Origin of the sequence: Gemella sp. 20925_1_85, from assembly GCF_041433735.1 — a bacterium.
Taxonomy (GTDB): Bacteria; Bacillota; Bacilli; order Staphylococcales; family Gemellaceae; genus Gemella.
In genome coordinates, this window is the sequence record NZ_JAPWCC010000028.1 from 1 (window position 1) to 22939 (window position 22939).

Below are 22939 nucleotides of genomic sequence, written 5' to 3' on the forward strand. Positions count from 1 at the left end.
AATATAAGAAACCAATGAATCTTGTGTTTTGGATTTTTTATTTGTATTATTAATTAAAACGTTTTACAATTTATTTAAATAATATAAATTATATTTTAAGTAAAAACGGTATCATATAATTATAGAATGATAATAGTTATTAATACTATTTGCAAAAATTAAATAAAAGAGGTGTAAAGAATGTCGATTCTAAAAAAGGCATGGTTATATATAACCAGAAAAAGTTTTAAATCATTAGTTATTTTTTTAATATTAGCTACTATGTCATCATTAATTTTAAGTACTATATCAATTAAAAAATCAACTGATGCTTTATCAAAAGAAACTTTTCAAAATATTACTAGTAGTTTTTCTATGGAGATAAATAGAAAGACCAATCAAGGGACTGCTAGGGGGGCAGGTAACTTAATAGGCGAGGATATTGAGAAGATAAAAAATCTTCCAGGAGTGAAGAAATATATTAAAAGAATGAACGTAAGTGCGGATCTAATTGACTTAGAGCCTTTAAAACTTGCGAATCATCAGCAAGAAGAGAAAAACAACAAGCAAAGACAACTTTTCTCTAAAACGGTTATCGTAACTGGAACTAATGATTCTTCTTTAGATGATAGATTCTCTGCAGAGACGTTAAAATTACAAGATGGACGCCATCTAACTGATAAAGATAAAAATTCTGTTTTGATTCATGAAGGTTTTGCTAAGAAGAATAAAGTTAAAGTTGGTGATAAAATCAAATTAAAAGGTAATCCAAATGACGCAGATAATGAGAAAAAATCTGATAAAGAGGTTGAGGTTACTGTAGTTGGTATTTTTGGAGGTCAGAATAAAGGTGCTACTTCTAGTCATATGGAACTATATGATAATATTTTTATAGCTGATACTCAAACAACAAAAACTTTATATAACTATGAAGATGGTAAAGAAATTTATCAAGATGCAACATTCCTTGTCGATGGAAAAGATAAAGTTGATAGTATAATAAATGATGCTAAAAAGCTTCCTATTAATTGGAAACAGTATATGTTAGTTAAGAGTAATCAGAACTTCCCAGCTCTTCAACAATCATTAGACACAATTTATAGTCTAACTAATGGTGTATTCATAAGTACAATAGTATTTAGTATAGTGATTCTATCGCTAATATTATTCTTATGGATAAATAGTAGAAGAAAAGAAATCGGTGTAAGTTTAGCGATTGGTATGACTAAAGCGAGCATCATAGGACAATTTATTCTTGAGGTTCTATTAATTAGTATTCCAAGCTTTATCGCTTCATATTTCGTAGGAAGTGCAATTAGTCAAAATATCGGAAATCAGATACTACAACAATCTATTAAATCTGTAAGTAAAACTATTTCAAATCAAGCTAATGGAGTTAATCTAGGTGCTAATGCTGAAGTAGAGGGAGCTAATAAAATTATAACTGCCTTAGATGTAAGTGTTAGTATGGATAATATGCTAACAGTGGTACTTGTTGGTATTGCAATAATTGTCATTGCTGTAGGAATTGCATCTAGCAGATTAGCATATAGAAAACCTAAAGATTTATTATCTGATATTAATTAATGTAAGGAGAAGCCGATGAGTATTTTTAATAGGGCATATCTTTATATTATTAGAAAAAAAGTTAGAAGTAGTATTTTGTTTTTAATAGTGACACTAATATCATTTTTCTTATTAAGTGGTAGTGTTTTGAATACTACAGTAAATAATATTTCTAAAAATTTATATAAAGATGTTAACTTTGGATTTAATATAGAAAGTACAGACAAATCCAATAAAGAAATAGAAAAGGATACTTTGAAAAAAATTGAAGAATTAAAAGGAATATCTACGAAAAATTATATTTTTTCTAAACCAGTTGTTGTTGAAGGAAAAAAGGTAGTTCAAGAAAATCAAAATATTACTTTAAACGATGAAATAAAAAATAAAAGTAATTTAGTGATGATGAATGGTATTACTGCTTCTAAAAGTAATATTGATTTTAAGAGTGAAGTTTTAAAATTAGAAAAGGGAAGACATATTGAAGAAAATGATAATAATAAAATCATGATTCACGAAAAATTTGCCGAATTAAATAATGTTAATTTGGGTGATAAATTTAAATTATCACAAGAAGGTAAAACATTAGAGTTAGAAATTGTTGGAATCTACTCTGGTGAAAAGACTAATACCTTTAGTGGTTTAAGCTCAGATTTTATTGAAAATACAGTTTATACCGATTATAAATCAAGTCAAGAATTATCAAATTTAATAGCTAATAATAAAGTTACTTCAGTAGAATACGGAGTTGAAGATCCTACTAAGTTAGACGATGTAATTAAAGCTGTTGAGAATTTAGGAATAAATAACTTAATGGTCTCTAAATCAAATAAAAATTATGAGCTGGTTACATCATCAGTAGAAAGTATAACGAAAATAACTAATATGATAAGAATAGGTAGTGTTGTAGTTGGAGTAGTTATACTATCATTAATATTAATGTTTTGGGTTCGTGAAAGAACCTACGAAATTGGGATTTTACTGTCGTTAGGAACTAGTAAGGTAAACCTGGTGTTACAATTTATAGTTGAGGTAATATTGGTAACAATATTTGGTCTAATGATTGCACTTGGTATAGAGATAGCGACTATTAAGTATTTAGCGAGCAATGTGGGAAGTATATTTTCCGAGGAACTACCAAAATCAATAGCTGATGAATTAATGAAGATGTCTGTTAATGGAATAGATATTGTTAATCTAGTTATAATAATGATAGCTATAGTGATTATTTCGGTAGTTGTGGCGTTATTGCCAATCTTGAAGATGAAACCGAAGAAAATTTTAACGAATATTAATTAGTGAGGAATAAGAGATGTCGATTTTTAAATTGAAAAATGTAAGTTACTTATATGATAATAGTAAGTCAAAAGTTTTAAGTGGAATTACTTATAATTTTGAGGTAGGGAAGTTTTATGCGATAGTAGGTAAGTCAGGAGCAGGGAAATCAACTTTACTATCGTTATTAGCAGGCTTAGATAGTCCTTCAAGTGGAGAGATATTATTCAATAATACTAATATTGAAAAAATAGGTTTTAGTGAACATAGACGTAAAGATATTTCTTTAGTCTTCCAAAATTATAACCTAATCGATTATCTGACTCCACTAGAAAATCTAAAACTTGTTTCAAAAAATGCAAGTAAGGATATTCTATTAAAGCTAGGATTAGAAGAAGAACATGTTAATCGAAATGTTATGAAGCTTTCTGGTGGGCAGCAACAACGTGTAGCTATAGCAAGGGCATTAGTATCTGAAGCCCCTATAATTTTAGCTGATGAACCAACAGGGAACTTAGATGAAAGTACTGCAGAAGAGATAATTGAAATCTTGAAAAAGGTAGCTGTAGAAAATAATAAATGTGTTATCGTAGTTACTCACAGTAATCAATTAGCGAGTGCTGCTGATGTAGTATTAGAGTTAAAAGATAAAAAGTTAAAAGTTAAATAAGTAAAAAGCGAGATTGACTTTAGAAATTGATTGTTTAAATTCAAAATTCTTAAGTTGATCTCGCTTATTTTATTAATTAATTATAAGTGATTTTTTAAACAAAATAGTTTGTCAAGTTCGTTTAGTGCTTCTTCAAAGCTATAAACAAGTGTTCCATGTTTTAAAATACCACCTAGAACATAGTGATTCATTGCATAACTTGGAATATCGTATTTGTTTGCAGATTTTAATCGAATATCAGAATTTATTGCGATAATTTTTTTCTTAAGTGCAATTGCAATCCCTAATTCGACCATTACACCACTATCTTCGTTTGTAATATCAGCCAAGAAGATGTCACAGTTTTTAACAGCTTCTGTGTCGCCATTAAAAATATCTTGGGGTGTAGGTAGAGTTTGTTTGTCTTCATTAAAAGGCTGTTCTATTGGATTAAAAACTGATAATCTTTCTCCAAATTTTTCTTTTAATAATTTTCCTTCTTTTAAACGTTGAGCTACTTCTGCTTCGTTAAATAATGCTCCAGCTAAATAAAGTTTCATAGAATAGTCCTCCTTTGTCTTTAATAAAATTATAATATATAAGTGGATAGTTTTACAACTAAAGTATAAAGAAATTGATAGTGATTATATGTCCTACTAGTTATTTTAGCTGAATTCTATTATAATAATTAATGAAGTAAAGAATATATATGTGAGGAATTTATTGATGAAAAGTGTAGTACTTTGTGAAAAGCCTTCGGTTGCTCGTGATATTGCGAGGAATCTTGGTGCAAAAAATAATAAAAATGGTTGTCTTGAAGGGGATAAGTATGTAGTTACTTGGGCATTAGGTCATTTAATCACCCTTCAAACTCCTGATAAATATAAGGAATTTAATAATGTGAGTTTAGAGAATTTACCGATGATTCCAAAGTTTATGAAAACAGAAATAATTAAGAAAACTTTTAAACAGTATAAAGTAGTAGAAAATGCTTTAAATAGGAAAGATGTTAATGAAGTTATCAATGCGACTGATGCAGGTCGTGAAGGAGAACTTGTTGCTCGTTATATTATTGATAAGGCGAAATGCAATAAAAATGTAAAAAGATTATGGATTTCTTCTGTGACAGATAAGGCGATTAAAGATGGATTTAGAAATCTAAAAGACGGGAAAGAATACCTAGGATTATATCATTCAGGTATAGCTCGTGCTAATGCGGACTGGCTAGTTGGTATTAACGCATCAAGGGCATTAACATTAAAGTATAATGCCTCACTTAACTGTGGTCGTGTTCAGACACCTACGTTGCAGATGGTTTTTGAAAGAGAAGAAAAAATTAAACAGTTTAAACCAAAAGACTATTATACTTTTGAAGCTCAAATCGATGGGGTGAAATTTAGTTGTGGTAACAGTGAGTTTAATCTGGAAAAAGCAGAACAATTTATTAAAAAGAATATTAATAAAGAAATTAAATTTAACGATGTTCAGAAAAAAGCTAAAACTTCATCAGCAAAACCTTTATACAATTTAACTGATATTCAACAAACAGCTAGTGCGTTATTTGGTATGTCACCGAAACAAACGTTAAATATTGTTCAAAGTTTGTATGAGAGACATAAGGTGTTAACTTATCCAAGAACGGATAGTAGATATTTAACTAGTGATATGAAGAACACTCTAAAAGATCGTATCCAAGCAATTGGCGGAGATTTTAAAGAAACTACTGCAAAATTACTTAAAGTAAAAGACTATAATACTAAGAAAATTATTAACAATGCAAAAGTTAGTGATCACCACGCCATTATTCCAACTGAGCAAAGACCTAATTACATGTCGATGTCAGATATGGAGACTAAAATATATAATTTAGTAGCAAAGAGGTTTTTAGAGAATTTATTACCTGAGTATAAATACGAAGAAACTACGTATTCGTTTAATATTGAAAATAAAGTATTTTCTGCAAAGGGATTAAAGGTAATTCAAGAGGGATATAAAGAATTAAGTAGAGAAGAATTACAGGACAAAACTATTAACCTTCAAAATAATAATCATAAACTGGAATCATTAGTTTATAATAAAAAACAAACAACACCGCCTAGTTACTATACTGAAGGTACGCTAATTTATGCTATGGAAAATCCATTTGAGTTTGTAGATGATGAGAATGAAAGAAAAATTCTTAAAGAAACTAACGGTATTGGTACTGTGGCAACACGTGCAGATATATTAGAAAAATTATTTACTAATGATTACTTAGTTTTAGATAATGGTCGAATCAAAACTACTAATAAAGCGAAACAACTTCTAAACTTAGTACCTAAAAATCTTAAGAGTCCGTCTTTAACAGCGGTTTGGGAGAAACAATTAGACAATATTGCTAGGAACAAACTTTCAAAAGATAAGTTCTTGAATGATGTAAAAGACTATACTAAATCATGTATTGCAGAAATTAAAGATAGTGAAGATAGATTTAAACACGATAACATTAGTGGTAAAAAATGTGAAGAGTGCGGTAGTTTTATGCTTGAAGTAGATAAAAAAGGAACAAAGATGCTGAAATGTTCTAGTCCTTCGTGTCGTAATCGCAAGGTCATTAGTAGATTAACAAATCTTCGTTGCGATAATTGTCATAAGAAGATGACATTATTCGGTAATGGTGAAAATGCTACTTATCGTTGTCAATGTGGTAATTCTTTGAAACAAAAAGAAGTAGATAAACGAATTAAATCTAGTAAAAAAGACAAAGCGAGTCGTGTAGATATGAAAAAATACATGAAACAAGAAAAATTAGAAAATAATGCTTTAGCAGGTTTAGCTGGATTGAAATTAAAATAAGGTGCTGACCCAAAAGATCTAAACTTAAACAAAGTGTATATGAGAACTCATAGACGCAGTGGTTTATTGATATCTAAATTCACTTAATAAAAGCTTTTTAGATATCTAATAAACTTTGCGTGGGTGACTCTACAAAATCGATTTCTCCGAAATCACGATTTTTGAGTCACTCCTAATGTAAAATTATTTGTAGTGTAATATATATTTTAATTAAATTTATTGATTAATTATGGCTGATAAATTAACTTTTTTCACTTTAATCTAGTGTTTAAAACAAGTCTATGCTATAATATATATTGAAAAAATTTGTCTGAGAGGTAAATGATGAAATATGTATCAGTGGCTGTAGATGGGCCAGCAGGATCAGGAAAAAGCACAATAACAAAAATGGTAGCAAAATCATTAGGATTCAACTATGTTGATACTGGTGCAATGTATAGAGCTTTAACGTTTAATTTCTTATCTAATGGGTTAGATGAATTAGAAGAAGAAAAAATTAAAGAATTATTGAGTAAAACAGACTTCAAAGTTGAATATGTCGATGGAGTTCAATATGTTTATGTTAATGATGTGGAAGTAAGTGATAAAATTAGAACTGCGGAAGTATCGAAATTTACTTCATTATTCGCTAAATCTCCAGCGGTGAGAGATTTCTTAATTGATACTCAAAGAAATCTAGCGAATACTAATAACATTATTATGGATGGTAGAGATATCGCATCTGTAGTACTGCCTAATGCTGATGTTAAAATTTTCTTAACTGCGTCAGTTGAAGAGAGAGCTAGAAGAAGAGTACTAGATTTCGAACGTCAAGGTATCGAAAATGTAGACTTTGAAAAAGTAAAAGAAGACATTAAAGCGCGTGATTGGCAAGATGAAAATAGAGATATTGCACCGCTTATTAAAGTGGAATCAGCTACACTGTTAGATACAACTAGCTTAACTATCGATGAGGTTGTTGAAAAGATGACTGAACTAGTTAAAAGTGTAGAAAAATAGAAATTAGTAGGAGAGTACTATGTATAATTTTATTAGAAAGTTATTAGCATTATATTATAAAATTTTTTACAAGGTTACTATTGTTAATAAAGAAAAAATTGAAAATGCTAAAGGTGTTGTAATTTCAGGTAATCATTTGAGTAATCATGATCCTTTATTATTCCCTGCATTTTTCGATAAGAAAATTCGCTTCATAGCAAAAGAAGAATTGTTTAAAATTATTTTTGTGAAACAGGCTTTAGAAGCTACTGGAGCAATACCAATTAAACGTGGAACGTTTGATAGAACTGCGATAAATAACAGTATTAAATTACTTAGAGAAGGAGAAGTTGTTGGGATTTTCCCTGAAGGAACTCGCTCGCACTCTAAAGAACTAGATTTAGGAGAGTCTCATAATGGAGCTTCATTTATAGCGACTAGAGCAAAAACAAAAATTATCCCATTTGCAATTATACCTAGTAAAAATTTCAGAATTTTTTCTAGTATTAAGATCGTTGTTGGTGATGAGATTGATGCTGCGGCATTAAAAGAAGAAGGTAAGAGTCATGATGAAATTACTGCGATTTTAATGGAGAGCATTTCTGAACTGATTTCAAAGGAGAAGTAAAGTGTACGAAAAAACTATAAAATTCAAATTAGAAAAAAAATTCTTCAATCAATCAGGATTTCTAGATAATAAATATGTTTATGATTGGATGAATTTGGCTAAAAAATATTATTTAAATGGTTTAGGTATTGATATTGATTCATTAATAAACTATGATTTATATTATGCTGATATTGACGTTAAGTATTCAATTAGATCAAATATCAGATACAATAGCCAAGATATCTTTATTAAAACATGGATTGAAAAACATAGTGGTATTAAAACTATATTTTCATATGAATTCTATGTGGATGGGGAAGTTGTGATTCTTGCAACAAGTTCTCACAATATTCTTGGTACTGATAGTGATAGAGCTATTAGAATTGACCGTAACTTACCGAAATGGGATCAAATCCTTAAAGATGTAGTAGGTAATGAATATACAGAGTAAGTTTTTTAATAAAAATGAGCAGCTAGTAACTATATAATTTATGGTTATTAGTTGTTTATTTTTGATTAGCGTCTAAATTATTACTGTAAAAAAATTAATTATTTTAAATATCAATGATATAACTAGTTTTATTTACAATAGCCACTTTAATTGATAAAATATCTATTTTGTTATATACTTTAAGGTGGTTTAAAATGTAATAATTTTAAAATTAGAAATATTGAAAAAAAGAAGAAAGGTAGATAGTATGATATATTTAGATAATTGTGCTACAACTAAACCGTATAAAGAAGTGCTTGATACATTTGTTGAAGTTAACAATTCTTATTTTGGTAACGCTGCTAGTATCAATAAATTTGGGAAAACAACTAATAAACTTCTTTCAGCTGCCAGAGGACAAGTAGCATCTATCTTACAAGTAGCGGAAGATAGTATATTTTTCACATCCTGTGCTACTGAAAGTAATAATATAGCTTTACTTGGGAGTGTAGAACATAAAAAAGATTTTGGTAATAGAATTATTGTTTCGAAAATCGAACACCCTTCAGTTTTAGAGTCTTTTAGAGAATTAGAGAGAAGAGGGTTTATATTAGACTATTTAAATGTTGATGAAGATGGAGTAGTCGATTTAAATCATCTAAAATCTTTACTAACAAAAGAGACAATTTTACTAAGTGTAATGCAAGTTAATAATGTTTTTGGGACAATTCAACCAATAGAAGAAATTTCAGAGATTTTAAAAGATTATCCTAAAGTTCATTTCCATGTTGATGGAGTACAAGGGGTATTAAAAGATAAACTTGATTTATCAAAAGTTGATAGCTACGCTATTTCAGCACATAAATTTCACGGTATAAAAGGTGTAGGTGTGCTGTATTTAAAATCTAGAAGAACAGTTCACAATATTACTTTTGGTGGAGGTCAAGAAGACGGTTTACGTAGTGGAACGGTAAATGTTGCAGCTGCGGCAAGTCTTGCGAAAGCTTTGAGATTATCACAGGAAAAAGTAGAAATTGTAAAAGCAAAACATAAAGAATTTAAGACTATGATTATTGAAGGATTTTCAAAATATAATCATATAGTAATTAATTCTCCGTTAAGTGAAAAGTATATTGATTCAATAATAAATATCAGTTTACCCAAAATTAAAGGAGAAGCAATAGTTAATGCCCTTAATGAAAGAGGGATAATGGTTTCAACTACGAGTGCTTGCTCATCAAAAACTTTCCATCTAAATGAGGCTCTTTTTGCAAGAGGGTTATCGAGAGAGAATATAGAAGGAAGCATTCGTGTAAGTTTTTCGAATGAGACTACTAAACAAGAAGTTGAAACATTTATTGAAGTATTCATCGATGAATATAATAAAAAATTTAAAGAGGTAATTGAAAGTGGAATTTAGTCATATTATAGTAAGATATGGAGAACTTACATTGAAATCTGGTAACAGAAATGAGTTCTTAAAAAAATTAACAAAAAATATTCGTTACAACCTTCAAGGGTTAACAGGTTTCCATGTCCAAACAAAAAGAGATAGAATGTATATTCATCTAGATCATAACGAAGATGTTCAAGAAATCATGGAGAGATTAAAAAAAGTTCCAGGTATTCACAATTTTTCTCCTGTATTAAGAGCAGGATTAGATGTTGAAGAAGCAAAAAAAGTTATAGATAGACTTTTAGAAACTAAATTGGATAAAGAATATAAATTTAAAATCCAAACTAAACGACCTAACAAAAACTTCCCACACAATACTAACGAATTAAATAACGTATTTGGAAGTCATGTTCTAATTAATTATAAGAATTTAAAAGTAAATGTTAAACAACCAGATTTTATAATTAATGTTGAAGTGAGAAGTGAAGGAATTTTTATCTTTACTGACTTTATTAAAGGTGTAGGAGGATTCCCAGTAAATACTTCTTCTAAAGCATTGTTATTATTATCGGGAGGTATTGATTCTCCAGTTGCTGCTCATACACTACAAGTAAAAGGTGTTGAAGTTGAAATGATTCACTTCCAATCACCACCATTTACTTCAGCTGAAGCTTTACAAAAGATATTTGATTTAACAATTAAATTAAGTCAAGTTGTGGGTAGAATTAAACTTCATGTTGTTAACTTTACAAAACTACAAACAGAAATTGTAAAACGTGTACCTTCAAACTACACAATGACTTCAACTAGAAGATTTATGTTACGTATAGCTGAAGAAGTAGCCAAAAAAGAAGGATGTTTAGCTATTGCAACAGGTGAATCTCTTGGTCAAGTAGCATCGCAAACTTTAGAGTCAATGAATTGTATTAACGAGGTAACTAATTTACCGGTTTTACGTCCATTATTAACTATGGATAAAGTTGATATAATTAAAATAGCGCAAGAGATTGATACTTTGGAGATTTCTAACTTACCATTTGAAGATTGTTGTACAATCTTTACACCTAAAGCGCCAAAAACTAAGCCAAGATTAGAGAAAATTAAAGGATATGAAGCGCGTGATGATTACTCAGATCTTATCGCTGAAACACTTGATAGTGTAGAAACTTATTTATTTGATAAGAATGGTAGAGTAGTAACACAAGATATGAAAGAACAAGAAGTTAAAAAAGAAGAAAAAGATGATTTTTCTGGATTACTATAAAATAGAAAGAGAGACAATTAATGGAAAAAAAAGTAATAGTAATAGGTGCAGGTTTAGCAGGAAGTGAAGCTGCTTGGCAACTAGCAAAACGTGGTGTTAAAGTAGATCTTTATGAAATGAGACCTAAAAAAATGACACCTGCTCATAAAACACAAAATTTTGGAGAATTAGTATGTTCTAACTCATTAAGAGCAAATAACATAACTAATGCTGTAGGTCTTTTAAAAGAAGAGATGAGAATGTTAGATTCTATTATAATTAAATGTGCAGATGCGACACAAGTACCTGCAGGTGGTGCATTAGCCGTAGATAGAGATAAATTCTCAGAGATGATTACTGAAACAATTAAAAATCATCCGAATATTAATGTAATTGGTGAGGAACTTCCAACAATACCTAAAGGTGATATTCCTGTAATTGTTGCGACAGGTCCACTTACATCAGACGCATTAAGCCAAGATATTAGAAATTATACAAAACAAGATGGATTATACTTCTACGATGCTGCGGCTCCTATTATCGAAAAAGATTCAATCGATATGGATAAAGTTTACCTTAAATCAAGATATGATAAAGGTGAAGCTGCTTACCTAAACTGCCCGATGACAAAAGAAGAATTCACTAATTTTTATAAAGAATTAATAAATGCAGAAGCAGCACCATTAAAAGAATTTGAAAAAGAAATTTATTTTGAAGGATGTATGCCTTTTGAAGAAATGGCGAAACGTGGAGAAAAAACTTTATTATTTGGACCGATGAAACCAGTAGGTTTAGAAGATCCAAAAACTGATAAACGTCCGTATGCTGTAGTACAATTACGTCAAGATAATAGCGAAGGAACTTTATATAATATTGTTGGTTTCCAAACACACCTTAAATGGGGAGAACAAAAGAGAATTATTAACATGATTCCAGGATTAGAAAATGCTAATATTGTACGTTATGGAGTTATGCATAGAAATACATACTTAAATTCTCCACAATTATTAGAAAAAACTTATAGATTAAAAGAAGAGAAAAACATCTATTTTGCTGGTCAAATGACAGGGGTAGAAGGATATGTTGAAAGTGCAGCTTCAGGAATTGTGGCAGCATTAAATGCTCTGTATAACACAGAAGATAAGGAAGTTGTATTCCCAACTGAAACTATGATTGGAGCTATGGCGAATTATATAGTAGACAATACAAGTAAAAATTTCCAACCTATGAATGCAAATTTTGGAATTATTAAACCACTTCCTGAAAGAATTAAAGATAAAAAGGAAAAATACGAAAGATATGCTAAAAGATCATTAGAAATGTTAGAAAATTTCAAAATTGATTAAATTAATTTTTAAAAAGTCTTACAATTTATTAAAATTAATGGTATAATAAGCAAGGAAGTATTTTGTAAGGAGAAAATTAATGGCAAGTTTATTACAAAAAACAAGAAAAATTAGTACAATTTTACAAGAAGGACGCCATGATAATGTAGACTTTGAGGCTATGGCAATGCGCCTAAGTCCAATTCTAGATTCTGTCGTATATATTCTTGATACTGAAGGTAATATACTTGGATATGATTCTATCGTTGATTATTCTAATGAACGTATGGAACAAATTATTCAAGATAGAAAAGTGCCAAAAGCATATTTAGATGCAACATTGAAAGTTTATGCGACAAAAGTTAATATTCCATTTCAGGATCCATTATCAATTTTCCCAGAAGAAGAACAGGAGCGCTTTGAGACTAATAGCTATACTGTAATCTTACCAATTAGAGGCGGAGGAGATCGTCTAGGAACATTGGTTATCGGTAGAATGGATAGTGACTTTAAAGATGATGATTTAGTATTAGCTGAATATGCATCTACAGTAGTAGGAATAGAAATTTTACATGAAAAACAAGATAAAGAGAAAAACTTAGCTCGTGACAAAGATATGGTCAATATGGCTCTAAATTCATTGTCGTTCTCTGAGAAAGAAGCTATAGAACATATCTTTAGAGAATTAGACGGAACTGAAGGATTACTTATCGCTAGTAAAATTGCAGATAGAGTAGGGATTACTAGATCTGTAATTGTTAATGCATTAAGAAAATTAGAAAGTGCTGGAATTATTGAATCTAAGTCACTAGGTATGAAAGGAACTTATATTAAAGTTCTAAAAGAGTATTTCTTAGAATTAATGTTTTCTAATGAATTTTAAATAGTAAAATTGTAAAAAAAGAAAGATCGTTTGTGCACGGTCTTTCTTTTTTTTGTTATTCATGACAGTTTTTGTATTTCTTATGAAAGTTTACTTAAGAATTTTTCGTTGTTAATGATGACTCTTGTATGTGTAGCGTCCCCGATTTTCTTATCAGCTTCGAATGCTTCTAAAGAAAAAATAATAATCTTTTCTTTGATTATTTCTGTTATCTTACCTTGAACTATAATTTCTTTACCAACTAGCGTTGGAGCTAGGTGATTAATATTGATGTTGCTACCAACACTACCTAATTCATCTGGCAAAAATGTATTTAAGTAATTTTTTGCTGCATTCTCCATGAAAGCAACAAGACTTGGCGTAGCTAGAACTTCTAAATCACCACTCCCCATAAATTTAGCAGTATTATTATCTTGTACTAAATAATTTTGTTTGAATTCTTTATTAATTTCTATATTCATAATATTGTCCCTCTATTTATTCATAAAATGTAACTTCGTAGTCTACAAATTCATTATTTTTGTAGTTGAATTTAGCTGAGAAGAATGGTTTATCTTTTACAAGCCAATCAAGAAAGATGTAATCTCCTTCCCATGTTTTTATATTCTGTATTTCGGATTTTTTTACCCATATTAGATCGCCCTCATTGCAATCTTCAGTTAAAGTACCTTTGTAGTCTGTTGCGGTATATACGTATGTATACCAATCTTTTTCACCATCAAAATCAGGGAAGGTTATAATTCCTCTTAATTTAGGTTTTATAATATCAAGGTTTGTTTCTTCTTTAACTTCTCTAATAACGCAGTCTTCAGGGCTTTCTCCTGGTTCGAATTTTCCCCCGACGCTAATTGTTAAACCTTCATGAATATCATTTTCTTTTTTATTTCTTTTTAACATTAAAAAGTTTTCGCCATCATCAACGTAGCACATTGTTGCTAGAACATTGTTCATTTAATTATCTCCTATATTTAAATAAAAAGTAGGAAGGAGGAAATGAACTCCTCGATACCTACTTTATAAAATTTCTATATATTAAGTGTTAAGATTTATTTTTCTTCGCGTTTTTTATCGATACCTACTACGTCAAATAAAGCAGCAAAAATTGTAAATAATACAGCTAAAATTGCGCAGTCACGAATTGTATTGATTTCACCGTTGCTTCCTAAAATAGATGATACGATAAATACTATAACAGCTGAAAAGATAAATGACCAAAATAGTGAAATAATATATTTCATTGTTACCACTCCTTAAATTTTATCTACATTTTCTATTATACAACTATTCTAATAAACTAGCAAGATTTTTATTGTTATTTTATACATTTATATGTCTTTTAAATTGATATAAATAGGTGTAAAATAAAAATATACATAATATATATTGAAATATAATGAAATATATATTGAAATATAATGAAAATTACGATGAAAAATAAATTAACTAATTTTCAAAGTATTATAGATAAAATTTTAAAATGTGTTATAATATATACAAAGTTATGGAGGTTGCTAATGTATCAGAAAATATATATAGACAAAAATATTAAGTATTTAATTAGTGAAAAAATTGAGAAAATTTTTAATGATTGTAGTATACCTTTTGAATTTTTAGAAGATCTAAGTATAAACGATAGGAATGCATTGTATATAACTAATGATAAAGAAAGACTTAGTGAGAATTTAATTAATGTTTTTATACTAAGCAAAGAATATGATTTTCTAGATGTTAAGGACGCAATTTTTATTAAAAAGATTGAAGATATTGTTAATGTATTAAAAAATGATGTTTGGAAAAAGTGGGCTCAGGAATTACAGTTTTTAGCACAGTGCAGCTTAGCATATAGTAAAGATAAATTCGATAGAGAACGTTCAGAGAGAATTCGCGATATTGCTTGTGAGATGCTATCTTATAAGTATGATTTACCTATCGAAACAATAAAAATGGACTTTGCTTCTGAAATAGGTTATCAAACACCTAAGGTTGAGACAAGAGCAGCAGTTATTAAAGATAATAAGATATTATTGGTAAAAGAACAGCTGGATGGAAAATGGGCTCTTCCTGGTGGTTATCAAGATGTTAATGTAAGTGTTCGAGAGAATGTTATAAAAGAAGCAAGTGAAGAAGCTGGTGCGGTCGTAGAACCGTTAAAAGTTGTTGCTGTATTGGATTATAATAAACACCATCATGTGAACTTTCCGTTAGGTATGGTTAAAATATTTGTTTTATGTGAATATGTTAATCATAGTTTTAATGAAAATACAGAGACTCTAGGTGCAGAATTCTATTCGCTTGATGATTTACCAGAATTATCACTAACTAGAACTACGAAAAAACAATTAGAGATGTGTTTTGACTGTTATAAAAATCCTCAAAATTGGGATACAATTTTTGATTAGATTATGTAAGGAGTTGATTTATAAAGTATGAATTTACGAGAGACTTTAATTAATAAAAATCTCCCTGTTCATGAGCAACTTATTTTCTGCTTATTATTAACAATGGTTGGTGGATTTTTCGATGCATATACTTTTGTTAATTGTGACGGTATATTTGCAAATGCTCAGACAGGTAACTTGATTTTTGTTGGTATAGATTTGATTGAGGGTAACTTTCGAGAGGTTTTACATTACTCAATACCAATCCTATCGTTTATTGTAGGAGTATTAGTGAGTAAGCGTATTGAAACAAAGTATAAGGAGTTATCTATATTTAAACATATTTATATGTTATTACTTATTCAAATTTTTGCTTTATTTGTAATTTTGATTAAGTATAAGTATTTTGGTTTAGATATTAGACCGATTGTAATTTCTTTTATTTGTGCTATTCAATTTGATGGTTTTAGAAAAGTAAATAATTTAGTTTTTGCTAGTGTATTTTGTACTGGAAACTTACGTTCTATGAGCGAACATTTATATAAGTTTGTTGTATTGAAAAAGAAAGAGAGTAAAATCCCATTATTAATATACTTTACTCTTATTTCGGTGTTTCTAACAGGGGTAATTTTAGGTGCAGCAATGTCAAAATATTACTTAAATAAAGCAATTTTGTTACCTTTAGTTATCATATGTATTAATCTTTTTTTTGTTACAATTATTTACCACAAGTTTGGAAGAAAAAGAATATAAAATAATAAAATTTCAAGGCGATTTTAGATATCATTTTTTATCATTTAAAAGCGTCTTGAATTTTTTTATATTTAGCTAAAAATTGTTTTAAATGCATTTACATAAAGTTTTATAGATGATATAATCAATATAGAAATAAAAATTAGGGTAATTTTAATACTAAGGGGGTAATTTTATGAGCGAAACAGTATTAAAAAATTTCAATGAATATTTACTAAATAGGAAAGAGTTTTCTACAAACACTATTAACTCTTATGATAGGGACTTAAAGAAAATCTTTTTATATTTAGAGGAGAAGGGATATTCAACACAAGACTATTCTTGGTTAAATGAAGAGTTTATTTCTAGATATATTGATTATTTAAGAGAAAAAGAATATTCTTCTGCAACTCTTTCAAGAACAATCTCTACTGTCCATATTTTTGTAGAGTATTTATGGTTTGAAAAAATTATTCCTAACAGAATAAATATTGATGTTCATATTGATAAAGAAGAACATCAAGATTTAGTGATTTTTACAAGACATGAAATTTCTAGAATTTTGGACGTCAATACGAAAAATTTAATGGGTTATAGGGATAAAGCTATATTTGAATTATCATACTCAATTGGTATTAAACCAACTGAATGTATTAATTTAGAACTTAGAGATGTCAATACAACTATCGGATATCTAAAATATAGAAAAAAAGATGGATATAGAACAATAGCTCTTAATAAAGAATCTGTTGAAGCTATAGAAAATTATATTGTAGAGTTGAAAAAAGAGTATCCAAACATTAAAGATGACAGTAAGTTATTCCTAAATCATGATGGTGAAGGTATTAGTCGCCAAGGTTTTTGGAAAATATTCAAGAAACGTCAACAAGATTTAGGATTAACTAAAGAATTAAATACTATGAATTTTAGAAATTCTTTAGCCATTCATCTACTTGAAGATAAGGTGCCAGCTGAAGAAGTTCAAGAACTTTTAGGTTTAAAAAATATTCATAGTTTAAAATTATATTTCTCTAGTCTAGAGGGGAATAAATCGAAAAGAATGATGACGAATCATCCAAGAAAAACGATTAATTAAAGGATAAAATAAATGTATAATGTTAACTTAGAGGTTTTTCAAGGTCCACTTGATTTACTTTTGCATTTAATTGAAAAGATGGAAATTGATATTTATAATATCCCTATAGCTCGTTTAACAGAGAGTTATTTGGAATATATTAATAATAGTGACGAATTTTCATTAGAAAATGCAGAAGAATATATTGTAATGGCAGCCACATTGCTACATATAAAAAGTAAAAATTTACTTCCTAAGTTTGAAGATGAAACTATAGAAGATGAAGAAGATTTAGTACAACAACTTCTTGATTATAAAAATTATAAAGAACTTAGTGAAAAACTTGATAATCTTCAGAAGATCAGAGCTCAATTTTTAGATAAAGAGAGTATGAATATTGAAGTAGAGGGTAGTATCGAAACTTTAAGAATGCCTTCTTCAAAATTATTGAGAGCGATGGAAAATATTCTTAGATCTCTTGAAGATAAAGGAAATGAAGTGTCTTTAGTAAGTTATCGAAGAGAAGTATCTTTCGAACAAGTGAAAGAAGAACTAGTAAATAAGTTTAAAAACAAAAGAAATATGTCATTTTTTGATTTGATTAAATCATATTCTCAAAAAAACGAGGTTGTTTTAGTATTTATGGGGATATTAGCGATGATTAAAGATCAAGAGTTGCTATGTGTTGACAATGATAGTGAAATCATTCTAGAATATAAATCAAAGGAAAATTAATATGTTATTAGATGAGATAAAAAAAATAATTGAGGCTTTACTTTTTATGAAAGGTGAAGAAGGGCTTAATATTGAATATTTCTCTACTTTTATGGAAGTTGAGCCCCATGAAGCTGAAAATATGCTTAATGTTTTTTGTGACGAGTACAATAATGCTAATAATTCTTTAATTATTAAGAAGTTTGGTACAACTTATAAAATGTTATTAAGAGAAGAAATGGCTGAGGTTATTAAGAAAGCTGTTATTTCTAAAAACCTTGTTAAGTTATCTAAAGCTTCTTTAGAGACTTTAGCGATTATTGCATATAATCAACCGATAACAAAAGTTCAAATTGATAAAATAAGGGGTGTAAGTAGTGATTCTATATTACACTCTCTTGTTAGTAAGGAGCTTATTGTTTCTAATAAGACATTAGATACTATTGGTAAACCAAAGTTATATGAAACAACCGATATATTTTTAGATGTTTTTGGATTAGAAAGTTTAGAGCAATTACCAAAATCGGAAATTGTTACTAGTGAAGAAATAAATAAATTTTTACAAAATTAGGAGGATAAGATGGCAGAAAGATTGCAAAAATTAATAGCTGCATCAGGATACACATCAAGAAGAAAGGCTGAACAGCTTATTCTTGATGGTAAAGTAAGTGTTAATGGAGAAGTTGTTAAGGAATTAGGTGTTAAAGCTGAACCAAGTGACATTATTATTGTTGAAGGAGTACGTTTATTAAAAGAGAATAAGAGATATTACTTATTCTACAAACCAGAAAAAGTAATAACTTCAATGTCTGATGAAAAGGATCGTACATGTGTAAAAGACTTTTTTGAGAATGTTAATGAACGTGTAGTACCAGTAGGAAGATTAGACTACGATACGTCAGGTGCACTTATTATGTCTAACGATGGTGAGTTTATTAATTTAATAACACACCCTAAGCACAAGATTAAGAAGACATATATTGCTAAAATTAATGGTAAATTAGAAGATAATCACCTTAGAATTCTTCGCAATGGGGTGAGAATCGATAATTATAAAACTGCTAAGGCGGAAGTTAATGTTGTTAAGAATAAAAACAAGAGTGGTAATACTTTAGTTAGATTAACAATACATGAAGGAAAAAATCGCCAAGTAAGAAGAATGTTTGAAGCATTAGGTTATGAAGTGATTAAATTAAAACGTGAATCTATCGAAGATTTAACGTTAGAAGGATTAAAAAAAGGTGAATATAGACCTCTTACTATTCATGAAGTAAAACGACTTATTAATAAGGCTAAGAATGGTGAGAAGTAAATAAGAAATTAGGAAGTGATGTATTGTGTCAGAGAGAGTATTAATAATAGATGACGAGGAAAGAATTAGAAAATTATTGACGATGTATCTAGAAAAAGAAGGATATATAGTTGATGAAGCTAGTAATGGTCATGATGGTTTAGAAAGATTAAAATATATGGACTATTCTTGTGTGCTTCTGGATGTTCAATTACCTATGTTAAATGGGAAATCTATTTTATCAGAGCTTAGAAAAACTAAGGCGACACCTGTAATAATAATGTCTGCTCAAGCAGATGAACAGAGTAGGGTTGAAGGATTTGAATTAGGTGCGGATGACTATGTTGTTAAACCGTTTAGTCCAAGAGAACTTATGTTAAGGGTAAATGCGATTCTTCAACGAACGAAACGTAGTGTATTTTATACTCCAGAACTTTATGCAAAAGATGTTCTTGTATTTCCTGGATTAATAATTGATGTTAATTCACATAAGGTTATCGTTGATGATACTGAAGTATTATTAACACCAAAAGAATTTGATCTTTTATTATTCCTTGCTAAATCACCGGATAAAGCATTTAAACGTAACGAGATTCTACGTGCTGTTTGGGATTATGATTTCTACTCAGATTTAAGAACAGTGGATACGCATATTAAACGAGTTAGGAAAAAATTTGATAAAATATCTCCGATAGTTGCTCAGATGATTGTAACTGTTTGGGGTATAGGATATAAATTTGATACATCACAAAATAGTCTATAAAAGGAGAATATATGCTAGCATTTTATAGAAATTTAGCAAAGTTAACTAGAACTGCAAGTAAATTAGCAGGAAAAAAGGGAACAGATTTACCAGGTAAGATACTAAGAAAAGTAAATGACAATGTCCTTACTAAATTAGCTAGTGATTTCGATGAAATTGTTTTTGTAACAGGGACTAATGGAAAAACGACAACATCAAATCTTATAGGTCATACTTTAAGGGCTGCTGGTGAAAGTTTTATTAATAATTTTGAAGGAGCAAATATGTTAGATGGTATTATCTCAACGTTTGCTATTCAAGGGAGAAATAATACTAAATTAGCCATTATTGAAATTGATGAAGGTTCCATTAAACGTGTTATGAAATATATTACACCAACAAAATTTGTTATCAATAATTTCTTTAGAGATCAGATTGATAGATTTGGAGAAATTGATACTCTTATTGCTACAATTGGAGAACAACTTGAAGGGAAAAAAATCCAGTTAATCTTAAATAGTGATGATCCTTTTGTTACAAGACTTTCTAAGTATGGTGAAGATAATATTTATTTTGGAATTGCAAAGGATGCATATCAATTTTCTGATTTTGGAATTTCTGAATCAAAATTCTGTCCAAATTGTGGTATGGAGTTGATTTATGATCATGTTCATTATAGTCAACTTGGGTTTTACCATTGTTCTAAATGTGATTTTGAACATCAAAATGTAAAATATGAAGTTACAAAAGCAACTGTTGAACCATTTATTAATATGAGCGTTAATAATGGAGAAGCGATTGAGACAAAACTTGCTGGAGATTATAATATTTATAATCTACTTGCCGCATATTCTTTACTAAAAGAATTAGGTTTATCTGAAGATAAAATTAAAAAAGGTTTAGGGACATATACTCCTACCAATGGACGTATGCAAAGTATAAGTTTTGCTAACGGATCTACAGTGTTATTAAATCTTGCAAAAAATCCAGCTGGACTAAATGCGTCATTAGCTATTGCTAATTCGATTAAGGAAGAAATAAATTACTTATTAGTGCTTAATGATAATGGTGCTGATGGGATTGATATATCATGGATATGGGATACAGACTTTGATATATTATTAGGTCAAAATATTAATAATATTGTATGTTCAGGAAAAAGAGCAAAAGAATTAGCATTAAGATTAAAATATTGTGGAATTAACGCTAATGTTGTAGTGAATGAGGATATACCAGAAGCTGTAGCTAAACTGAAAAGTTATAATGAAAAGTATGCAATTGCTATTCCGAACTACACAGCATTAGTAGAAACTCAAAGAGAATTGGAGAAATAATTCTATGGATTTAAAATTATATCATTTTATGCCAGATAAATTAAATTTATATGGTGATATAGGTAATGTTATCGCATTAAAGAAACGTTGTGAATGGCGTGGAATTAATCTTGAGATTGAAAATATCACCTCAACTGATGGAGTGAAATTAACAGATTGTGATATGTTCTTTATTGGAGGAGGATCTGATAGAGAGCAGTGTATAGCGACAGAGCAATTTAGTAAGATTAAGAATGAATTTAAATCTGCTATTGAAGATGGAATTCCAGCTCTTACTATTTGTGGTGGTTATCAATTTCTTGGTGAGTATTATAAAACTGTAGATGGTGACAAACTTCCAGGATTAAATATACTAGATTTTTATACAGAGTCAAAAAAAGATGCACCGCGTCTTATAGGTAATATACTGGTTGAATCTGGAAAATTTGGTAATATTGTAGGATTTGAGAATCATGGTGGAAGAACATACCACAATTATGAAACTCTAGGTAATGTAGTGGTTGGATATGGAAATAATGATGAAGATAAAAAAGAAGGAATTCTTTATAATAATCTTATTGGAACTTATCTTCATGGTCCAATTTTACCTAAGAACCCTAATGTAACAGATTATTTAATCAAAGCTGCATTAGATAATAAATATGGAACTTATGACTTTATTGAATTAAACAATGATATAGAGTTAAATGCCAATAAACACATGGTCGAGTTATTAAAAAAATCTGTAAGATAAATAAAAAACTAGGTGATTCCTTATTTGGGTCACCTAGTTTTATTTTTAGGTTGTATACTAAATCCGGGGCATGGAAAAAATTCCAGCCCCGGATTTCTATTTTTATATGCAAAAAGACAAATATCCAATATAATTAAGGTGTACAAAAATAATTAACTAAGAAAGGATATCTGTCATGAATAATTTTATCACAAATTTACTATTAATAAAAGACCAAAATATAACTATGGAGGACAAACTTGATTTAATAAATGTAGATGGTCAAGATACATTCGTTTTTCATGGAACTCTATCATATGAACCTAAGTATTGTGCTAACTGCGGTTGTAAGAAAGAAGGACATAATATAGTTAAAAATGGGTTTGGAGCTCCATTAAAAGTAGCTTTATTAAAGATGTCAGAATGTCCTACATACCTTAGATTAAAGAAACAACGCTTCAAATGTAGAGTATGTAATTCTAAGTTTTGCGCTGAAACACCATTTGTGAAAAAATACTGCAGTATATCTAAAAACCTTATACTTCACATTATGAAAAATCTTTCTAAGACATTATCATTTAAAGATATAGCTGAATTAAGTAATGTATCAGTATCCACAGTTGTAAGAGTAATGAAATCATGTAGAGAGGGTGTAGATGTTAAGACACATACAAATCTACCAGAGCACCTATGTTTTGATGAGATAAAATCAACTAAAGATAGTAAAAATGGTATGAGTTTCGTATTCTTAGATGCTAAAACACATGACTTTATAGATATAGTAGATGGGAGAAC

25 protein-coding genes are annotated in these 22939 nt (G+C 29.1%); 21 read left to right on the forward strand and 4 right to left on the reverse strand.

Features of this window, described 5'->3' with window-relative positions:
- Window positions 1-180 precede the first annotated feature (180 nt).
- The 3 genes from O3884_RS07650 to O3884_RS07660 are packed head-to-tail and all read left to right on the forward strand — an operon-like array spanning window position 181 to window position 3487.
- Window positions 181-1566, forward strand: a complete 1386-nt coding sequence (locus O3884_RS07650; protein WP_371452706.1) for an ABC transporter permease — start codon at window positions 181-183, stop codon at window positions 1564-1566.
- A 15-nt stretch (window positions 1567-1581) separates the two neighbouring features.
- Entirely contained in the window at window positions 1582-2841 is a 1260-nt protein-coding gene (locus tag O3884_RS07655; RefSeq protein ID WP_371452707.1) for an ABC transporter permease, read from the forward strand.
- A 13-nt stretch (window positions 2842-2854) separates the two neighbouring features.
- Window positions 2855-3487 (forward strand): ABC transporter ATP-binding protein, encoded by a 633-nt coding sequence (locus O3884_RS07660; protein WP_371452708.1) that lies wholly within the window; start codon window positions 2855-2857, stop codon window positions 3485-3487.
- 80 nt (window positions 3488-3567) lie between these two features.
- On the opposite strand, the gene O3884_RS07665 is transcribed toward O3884_RS07660, so the two are convergent.
- Complete coding sequence (locus O3884_RS07665; RefSeq protein ID WP_003145151.1) at window positions 3568-4026, reverse strand: nucleoside 2-deoxyribosyltransferase; 459 nt, start codon at window positions 4024-4026, stop codon at window positions 3568-3570.
- A 166-nt stretch (window positions 4027-4192) separates the two neighbouring features.
- On the opposite strand from O3884_RS07665, the gene O3884_RS07670 reads away from it, so the two are divergent.
- From O3884_RS07670 to codY, 8 genes are all read left to right on the forward strand, one after another.
- The gene (locus O3884_RS07670; RefSeq protein ID WP_371452709.1) at window positions 4193-6301 is read left to right on the forward strand and encodes a DNA topoisomerase III; all 2109 of its coding nucleotides are present in this window, start codon (window positions 4193-4195) and stop codon (window positions 6299-6301) included.
- A 324-nt stretch (window positions 6302-6625) separates the two neighbouring features.
- Entirely contained in the window at window positions 6626-7300 is a 675-nt protein-coding gene (cmk, locus tag O3884_RS07675; RefSeq protein ID WP_371452710.1) for a (d)CMP kinase, read from the forward strand.
- 19 nt (window positions 7301-7319) lie between these two features.
- Complete coding sequence (locus O3884_RS07680; RefSeq protein WP_371452711.1) at window positions 7320-7907, forward strand: lysophospholipid acyltransferase family protein; 588 nt, start codon at window positions 7320-7322, stop codon at window positions 7905-7907.
- Between the two features lies 1 nt (window position 7908).
- On the forward strand, window positions 7909-8340 hold the full coding sequence (locus tag O3884_RS07685) for an acyl-CoA thioesterase (RefSeq protein WP_003144930.1): 432 nt from the start codon (window positions 7909-7911) through the stop codon (window positions 8338-8340).
- Window positions 8341-8587: 247 nt separating this feature from the next.
- The gene (locus O3884_RS07690) at window positions 8588-9739 is read left to right on the forward strand and encodes a cysteine desulfurase family protein (RefSeq protein ID WP_371452712.1); all 1152 of its coding nucleotides are present in this window, start codon (window positions 8588-8590) and stop codon (window positions 9737-9739) included.
- The gene (gene thiI / locus O3884_RS07695) at window positions 9729-10979 is read left to right on the forward strand and encodes a tRNA uracil 4-sulfurtransferase ThiI (RefSeq protein WP_371452713.1); all 1251 of its coding nucleotides are present in this window, start codon (window positions 9729-9731) and stop codon (window positions 10977-10979) included. The genes O3884_RS07690 and thiI overlap by 11 nt, the downstream gene beginning before the upstream one ends.
- 20 nt (window positions 10980-10999) lie before the next feature.
- The gene (gene trmFO, locus O3884_RS07700) at window positions 11000-12304 is read left to right on the forward strand and encodes an FADH(2)-oxidizing methylenetetrahydrofolate--tRNA-(uracil(54)-C(5))-methyltransferase TrmFO (protein ID WP_371452714.1); all 1305 of its coding nucleotides are present in this window, start codon (window positions 11000-11002) and stop codon (window positions 12302-12304) included.
- A gap of 79 nt (window positions 12305-12383) precedes the next feature.
- Window positions 12384-13166, forward strand: a complete 783-nt coding sequence (gene codY / locus O3884_RS07705) for a GTP-sensing pleiotropic transcriptional regulator CodY (RefSeq protein ID WP_371452715.1) — start codon at window positions 12384-12386, stop codon at window positions 13164-13166.
- Window positions 13167-13246: 80 nt separating this feature from the next.
- Here codY and O3884_RS07710 read toward each other — a convergent pair whose 3' ends face one another.
- The 3 genes from O3884_RS07710 to O3884_RS07720 form a co-directional block, all read right to left on the reverse strand.
- Window positions 13247-13627, reverse strand: coding sequence for a thioesterase family protein (locus tag O3884_RS07710; protein WP_371452716.1), 381 nt, complete (start codon window positions 13625-13627; stop codon window positions 13247-13249).
- 16 nt (window positions 13628-13643) lie between these two features.
- Window positions 13644-14117, reverse strand: a complete 474-nt coding sequence (locus O3884_RS07715) for an NUDIX hydrolase (protein WP_003145525.1) — start codon at window positions 14115-14117, stop codon at window positions 13644-13646.
- Between the two features lie 95 nt (window positions 14118-14212).
- Entirely contained in the window at window positions 14213-14404 is a 192-nt protein-coding gene (locus O3884_RS07720) for a DUF2929 family protein (RefSeq protein WP_371452717.1), read from the reverse strand.
- 276 nt (window positions 14405-14680) lie between these two features.
- Here O3884_RS07720 and O3884_RS07725 point away from each other — a divergent pair, with 276 nt between their 5' ends.
- From O3884_RS07725 to O3884_RS07770, 10 genes are all read left to right on the forward strand, one after another.
- Window positions 14681-15565: an NUDIX hydrolase gene (locus tag O3884_RS07725; RefSeq protein WP_371452718.1), complete on the forward strand. Its 885-nt coding sequence runs from the start codon at window positions 14681-14683 to the stop codon at window positions 15563-15565.
- A gap of 27 nt (window positions 15566-15592) precedes the next feature.
- Window positions 15593-16297, forward strand: coding sequence for a YoaK family protein (locus O3884_RS07730; protein ID WP_371452719.1), 705 nt, complete (start codon window positions 15593-15595; stop codon window positions 16295-16297).
- 175 nt (window positions 16298-16472) lie between these two features.
- Window positions 16473-17372, forward strand: coding sequence for a tyrosine-type recombinase/integrase (locus O3884_RS07735; protein WP_371452720.1), 900 nt, complete (start codon window positions 16473-16475; stop codon window positions 17370-17372).
- A 12-nt stretch (window positions 17373-17384) separates the two neighbouring features.
- Window positions 17385-18086 carry a segregation and condensation protein A gene (locus O3884_RS07740; protein WP_371452721.1) on the forward strand — a complete coding sequence of 234 codons (702 nt, stop codon included), beginning with the start codon at window positions 17385-17387 and terminating at the stop codon, window positions 18084-18086.
- 1 nt (window position 18087) lies between these two features.
- Window positions 18088-18636, forward strand: coding sequence for an SMC-Scp complex subunit ScpB (gene scpB / locus O3884_RS07745; protein ID WP_371452722.1), 549 nt, complete (start codon window positions 18088-18090; stop codon window positions 18634-18636).
- 9 nt (window positions 18637-18645) lie between these two features.
- Complete coding sequence (locus tag O3884_RS07750) at window positions 18646-19377, forward strand: pseudouridine synthase (RefSeq protein WP_371452723.1); 732 nt, start codon at window positions 18646-18648, stop codon at window positions 19375-19377.
- Between the two features lie 25 nt (window positions 19378-19402).
- On the forward strand, window positions 19403-20119 hold the full coding sequence (locus O3884_RS07755) for a response regulator transcription factor (RefSeq protein ID WP_371452724.1): 717 nt from the start codon (window positions 19403-19405) through the stop codon (window positions 20117-20119).
- Between the two features lie 11 nt (window positions 20120-20130).
- Window positions 20131-21432 (forward strand): MurT ligase domain-containing protein, encoded by a 1302-nt coding sequence (locus tag O3884_RS07760; protein WP_371452725.1) that lies wholly within the window; start codon window positions 20131-20133, stop codon window positions 21430-21432.
- A 4-nt stretch (window positions 21433-21436) separates the two neighbouring features.
- Window positions 21437-22165, forward strand: coding sequence for a type 1 glutamine amidotransferase (locus O3884_RS07765; RefSeq protein ID WP_371452726.1), 729 nt, complete (start codon window positions 21437-21439; stop codon window positions 22163-22165).
- A gap of 175 nt (window positions 22166-22340) precedes the next feature.
- The coding region (locus O3884_RS07770) for a helix-turn-helix domain-containing protein (protein ID WP_371452727.1) at window positions 22341-22939 on the forward strand (599 nt) is incomplete at its 3' end.

Excerpts from the sequence above, each read along its gene's own strand:
- O3884_RS07650 (WP_371452706.1), top strand. The coding sequence starts at position 181 with ATGTCGATTCTAAAAAAGGCATGGTTATATATAACCAGAAAAAGTTTT.
- O3884_RS07655 (WP_371452707.1), top strand. The coding sequence starts at position 1,582 with ATGAGTATTTTTAATAGGGCATATCTTTATATTATTAGAAAAAAAGTT.
- O3884_RS07660 (WP_371452708.1), top strand. The coding sequence starts at position 2,855 with ATGTCGATTTTTAAATTGAAAAATGTAAGTTACTTATATGATAATAGT.
- O3884_RS07665 (WP_003145151.1), bottom strand. The coding sequence starts at position 4,026 with ATGAAACTTTATTTAGCTGGAGCATTATTTAACGAAGCAGAAGTAGCT.
- O3884_RS07670 (WP_371452709.1), top strand. The coding sequence starts at position 4,193 with ATGAAAAGTGTAGTACTTTGTGAAAAGCCTTCGGTTGCTCGTGATATT.
- cmk (WP_371452710.1), top strand. The coding sequence starts at position 6,626 with ATGAAATATGTATCAGTGGCTGTAGATGGGCCAGCAGGATCAGGAAAA.
- O3884_RS07680 (WP_371452711.1), top strand. The coding sequence starts at position 7,320 with ATGTATAATTTTATTAGAAAGTTATTAGCATTATATTATAAAATTTTT.
- O3884_RS07690 (WP_371452712.1), top strand. The coding sequence starts at position 8,588 with ATGATATATTTAGATAATTGTGCTACAACTAAACCGTATAAAGAAGTG.
- trmFO (WP_371452714.1), top strand. The coding sequence starts at position 11,000 with ATGGAAAAAAAAGTAATAGTAATAGGTGCAGGTTTAGCAGGAAGTGAA.
- codY (WP_371452715.1), top strand. The coding sequence starts at position 12,384 with ATGGCAAGTTTATTACAAAAAACAAGAAAAATTAGTACAATTTTACAA.
- O3884_RS07710 (WP_371452716.1), bottom strand. The coding sequence starts at position 13,627 with ATGAATATAGAAATTAATAAAGAATTCAAACAAAATTATTTAGTACAA.
- O3884_RS07715 (WP_003145525.1), bottom strand. The coding sequence starts at position 14,117 with ATGAACAATGTTCTAGCAACAATGTGCTACGTTGATGATGGCGAAAAC.
- O3884_RS07720 (WP_371452717.1), bottom strand. The coding sequence starts at position 14,404 with ATGAAATATATTATTTCACTATTTTGGTCATTTATCTTTTCAGCTGTT.
- O3884_RS07725 (WP_371452718.1), top strand. The coding sequence starts at position 14,681 with ATGTATCAGAAAATATATATAGACAAAAATATTAAGTATTTAATTAGT.
- O3884_RS07730 (WP_371452719.1), top strand. The coding sequence starts at position 15,593 with ATGAATTTACGAGAGACTTTAATTAATAAAAATCTCCCTGTTCATGAG.
- O3884_RS07735 (WP_371452720.1), top strand. The coding sequence starts at position 16,473 with ATGAGCGAAACAGTATTAAAAAATTTCAATGAATATTTACTAAATAGG.
- O3884_RS07740 (WP_371452721.1), top strand. The coding sequence starts at position 17,385 with ATGTATAATGTTAACTTAGAGGTTTTTCAAGGTCCACTTGATTTACTT.
- scpB (WP_371452722.1), top strand. The coding sequence starts at position 18,088 with ATGTTATTAGATGAGATAAAAAAAATAATTGAGGCTTTACTTTTTATG.
- O3884_RS07750 (WP_371452723.1), top strand. The coding sequence starts at position 18,646 with ATGGCAGAAAGATTGCAAAAATTAATAGCTGCATCAGGATACACATCA.
- O3884_RS07760 (WP_371452725.1), top strand. The coding sequence starts at position 20,131 with ATGCTAGCATTTTATAGAAATTTAGCAAAGTTAACTAGAACTGCAAGT.
- O3884_RS07765 (WP_371452726.1), top strand. The coding sequence starts at position 21,437 with ATGGATTTAAAATTATATCATTTTATGCCAGATAAATTAAATTTATAT.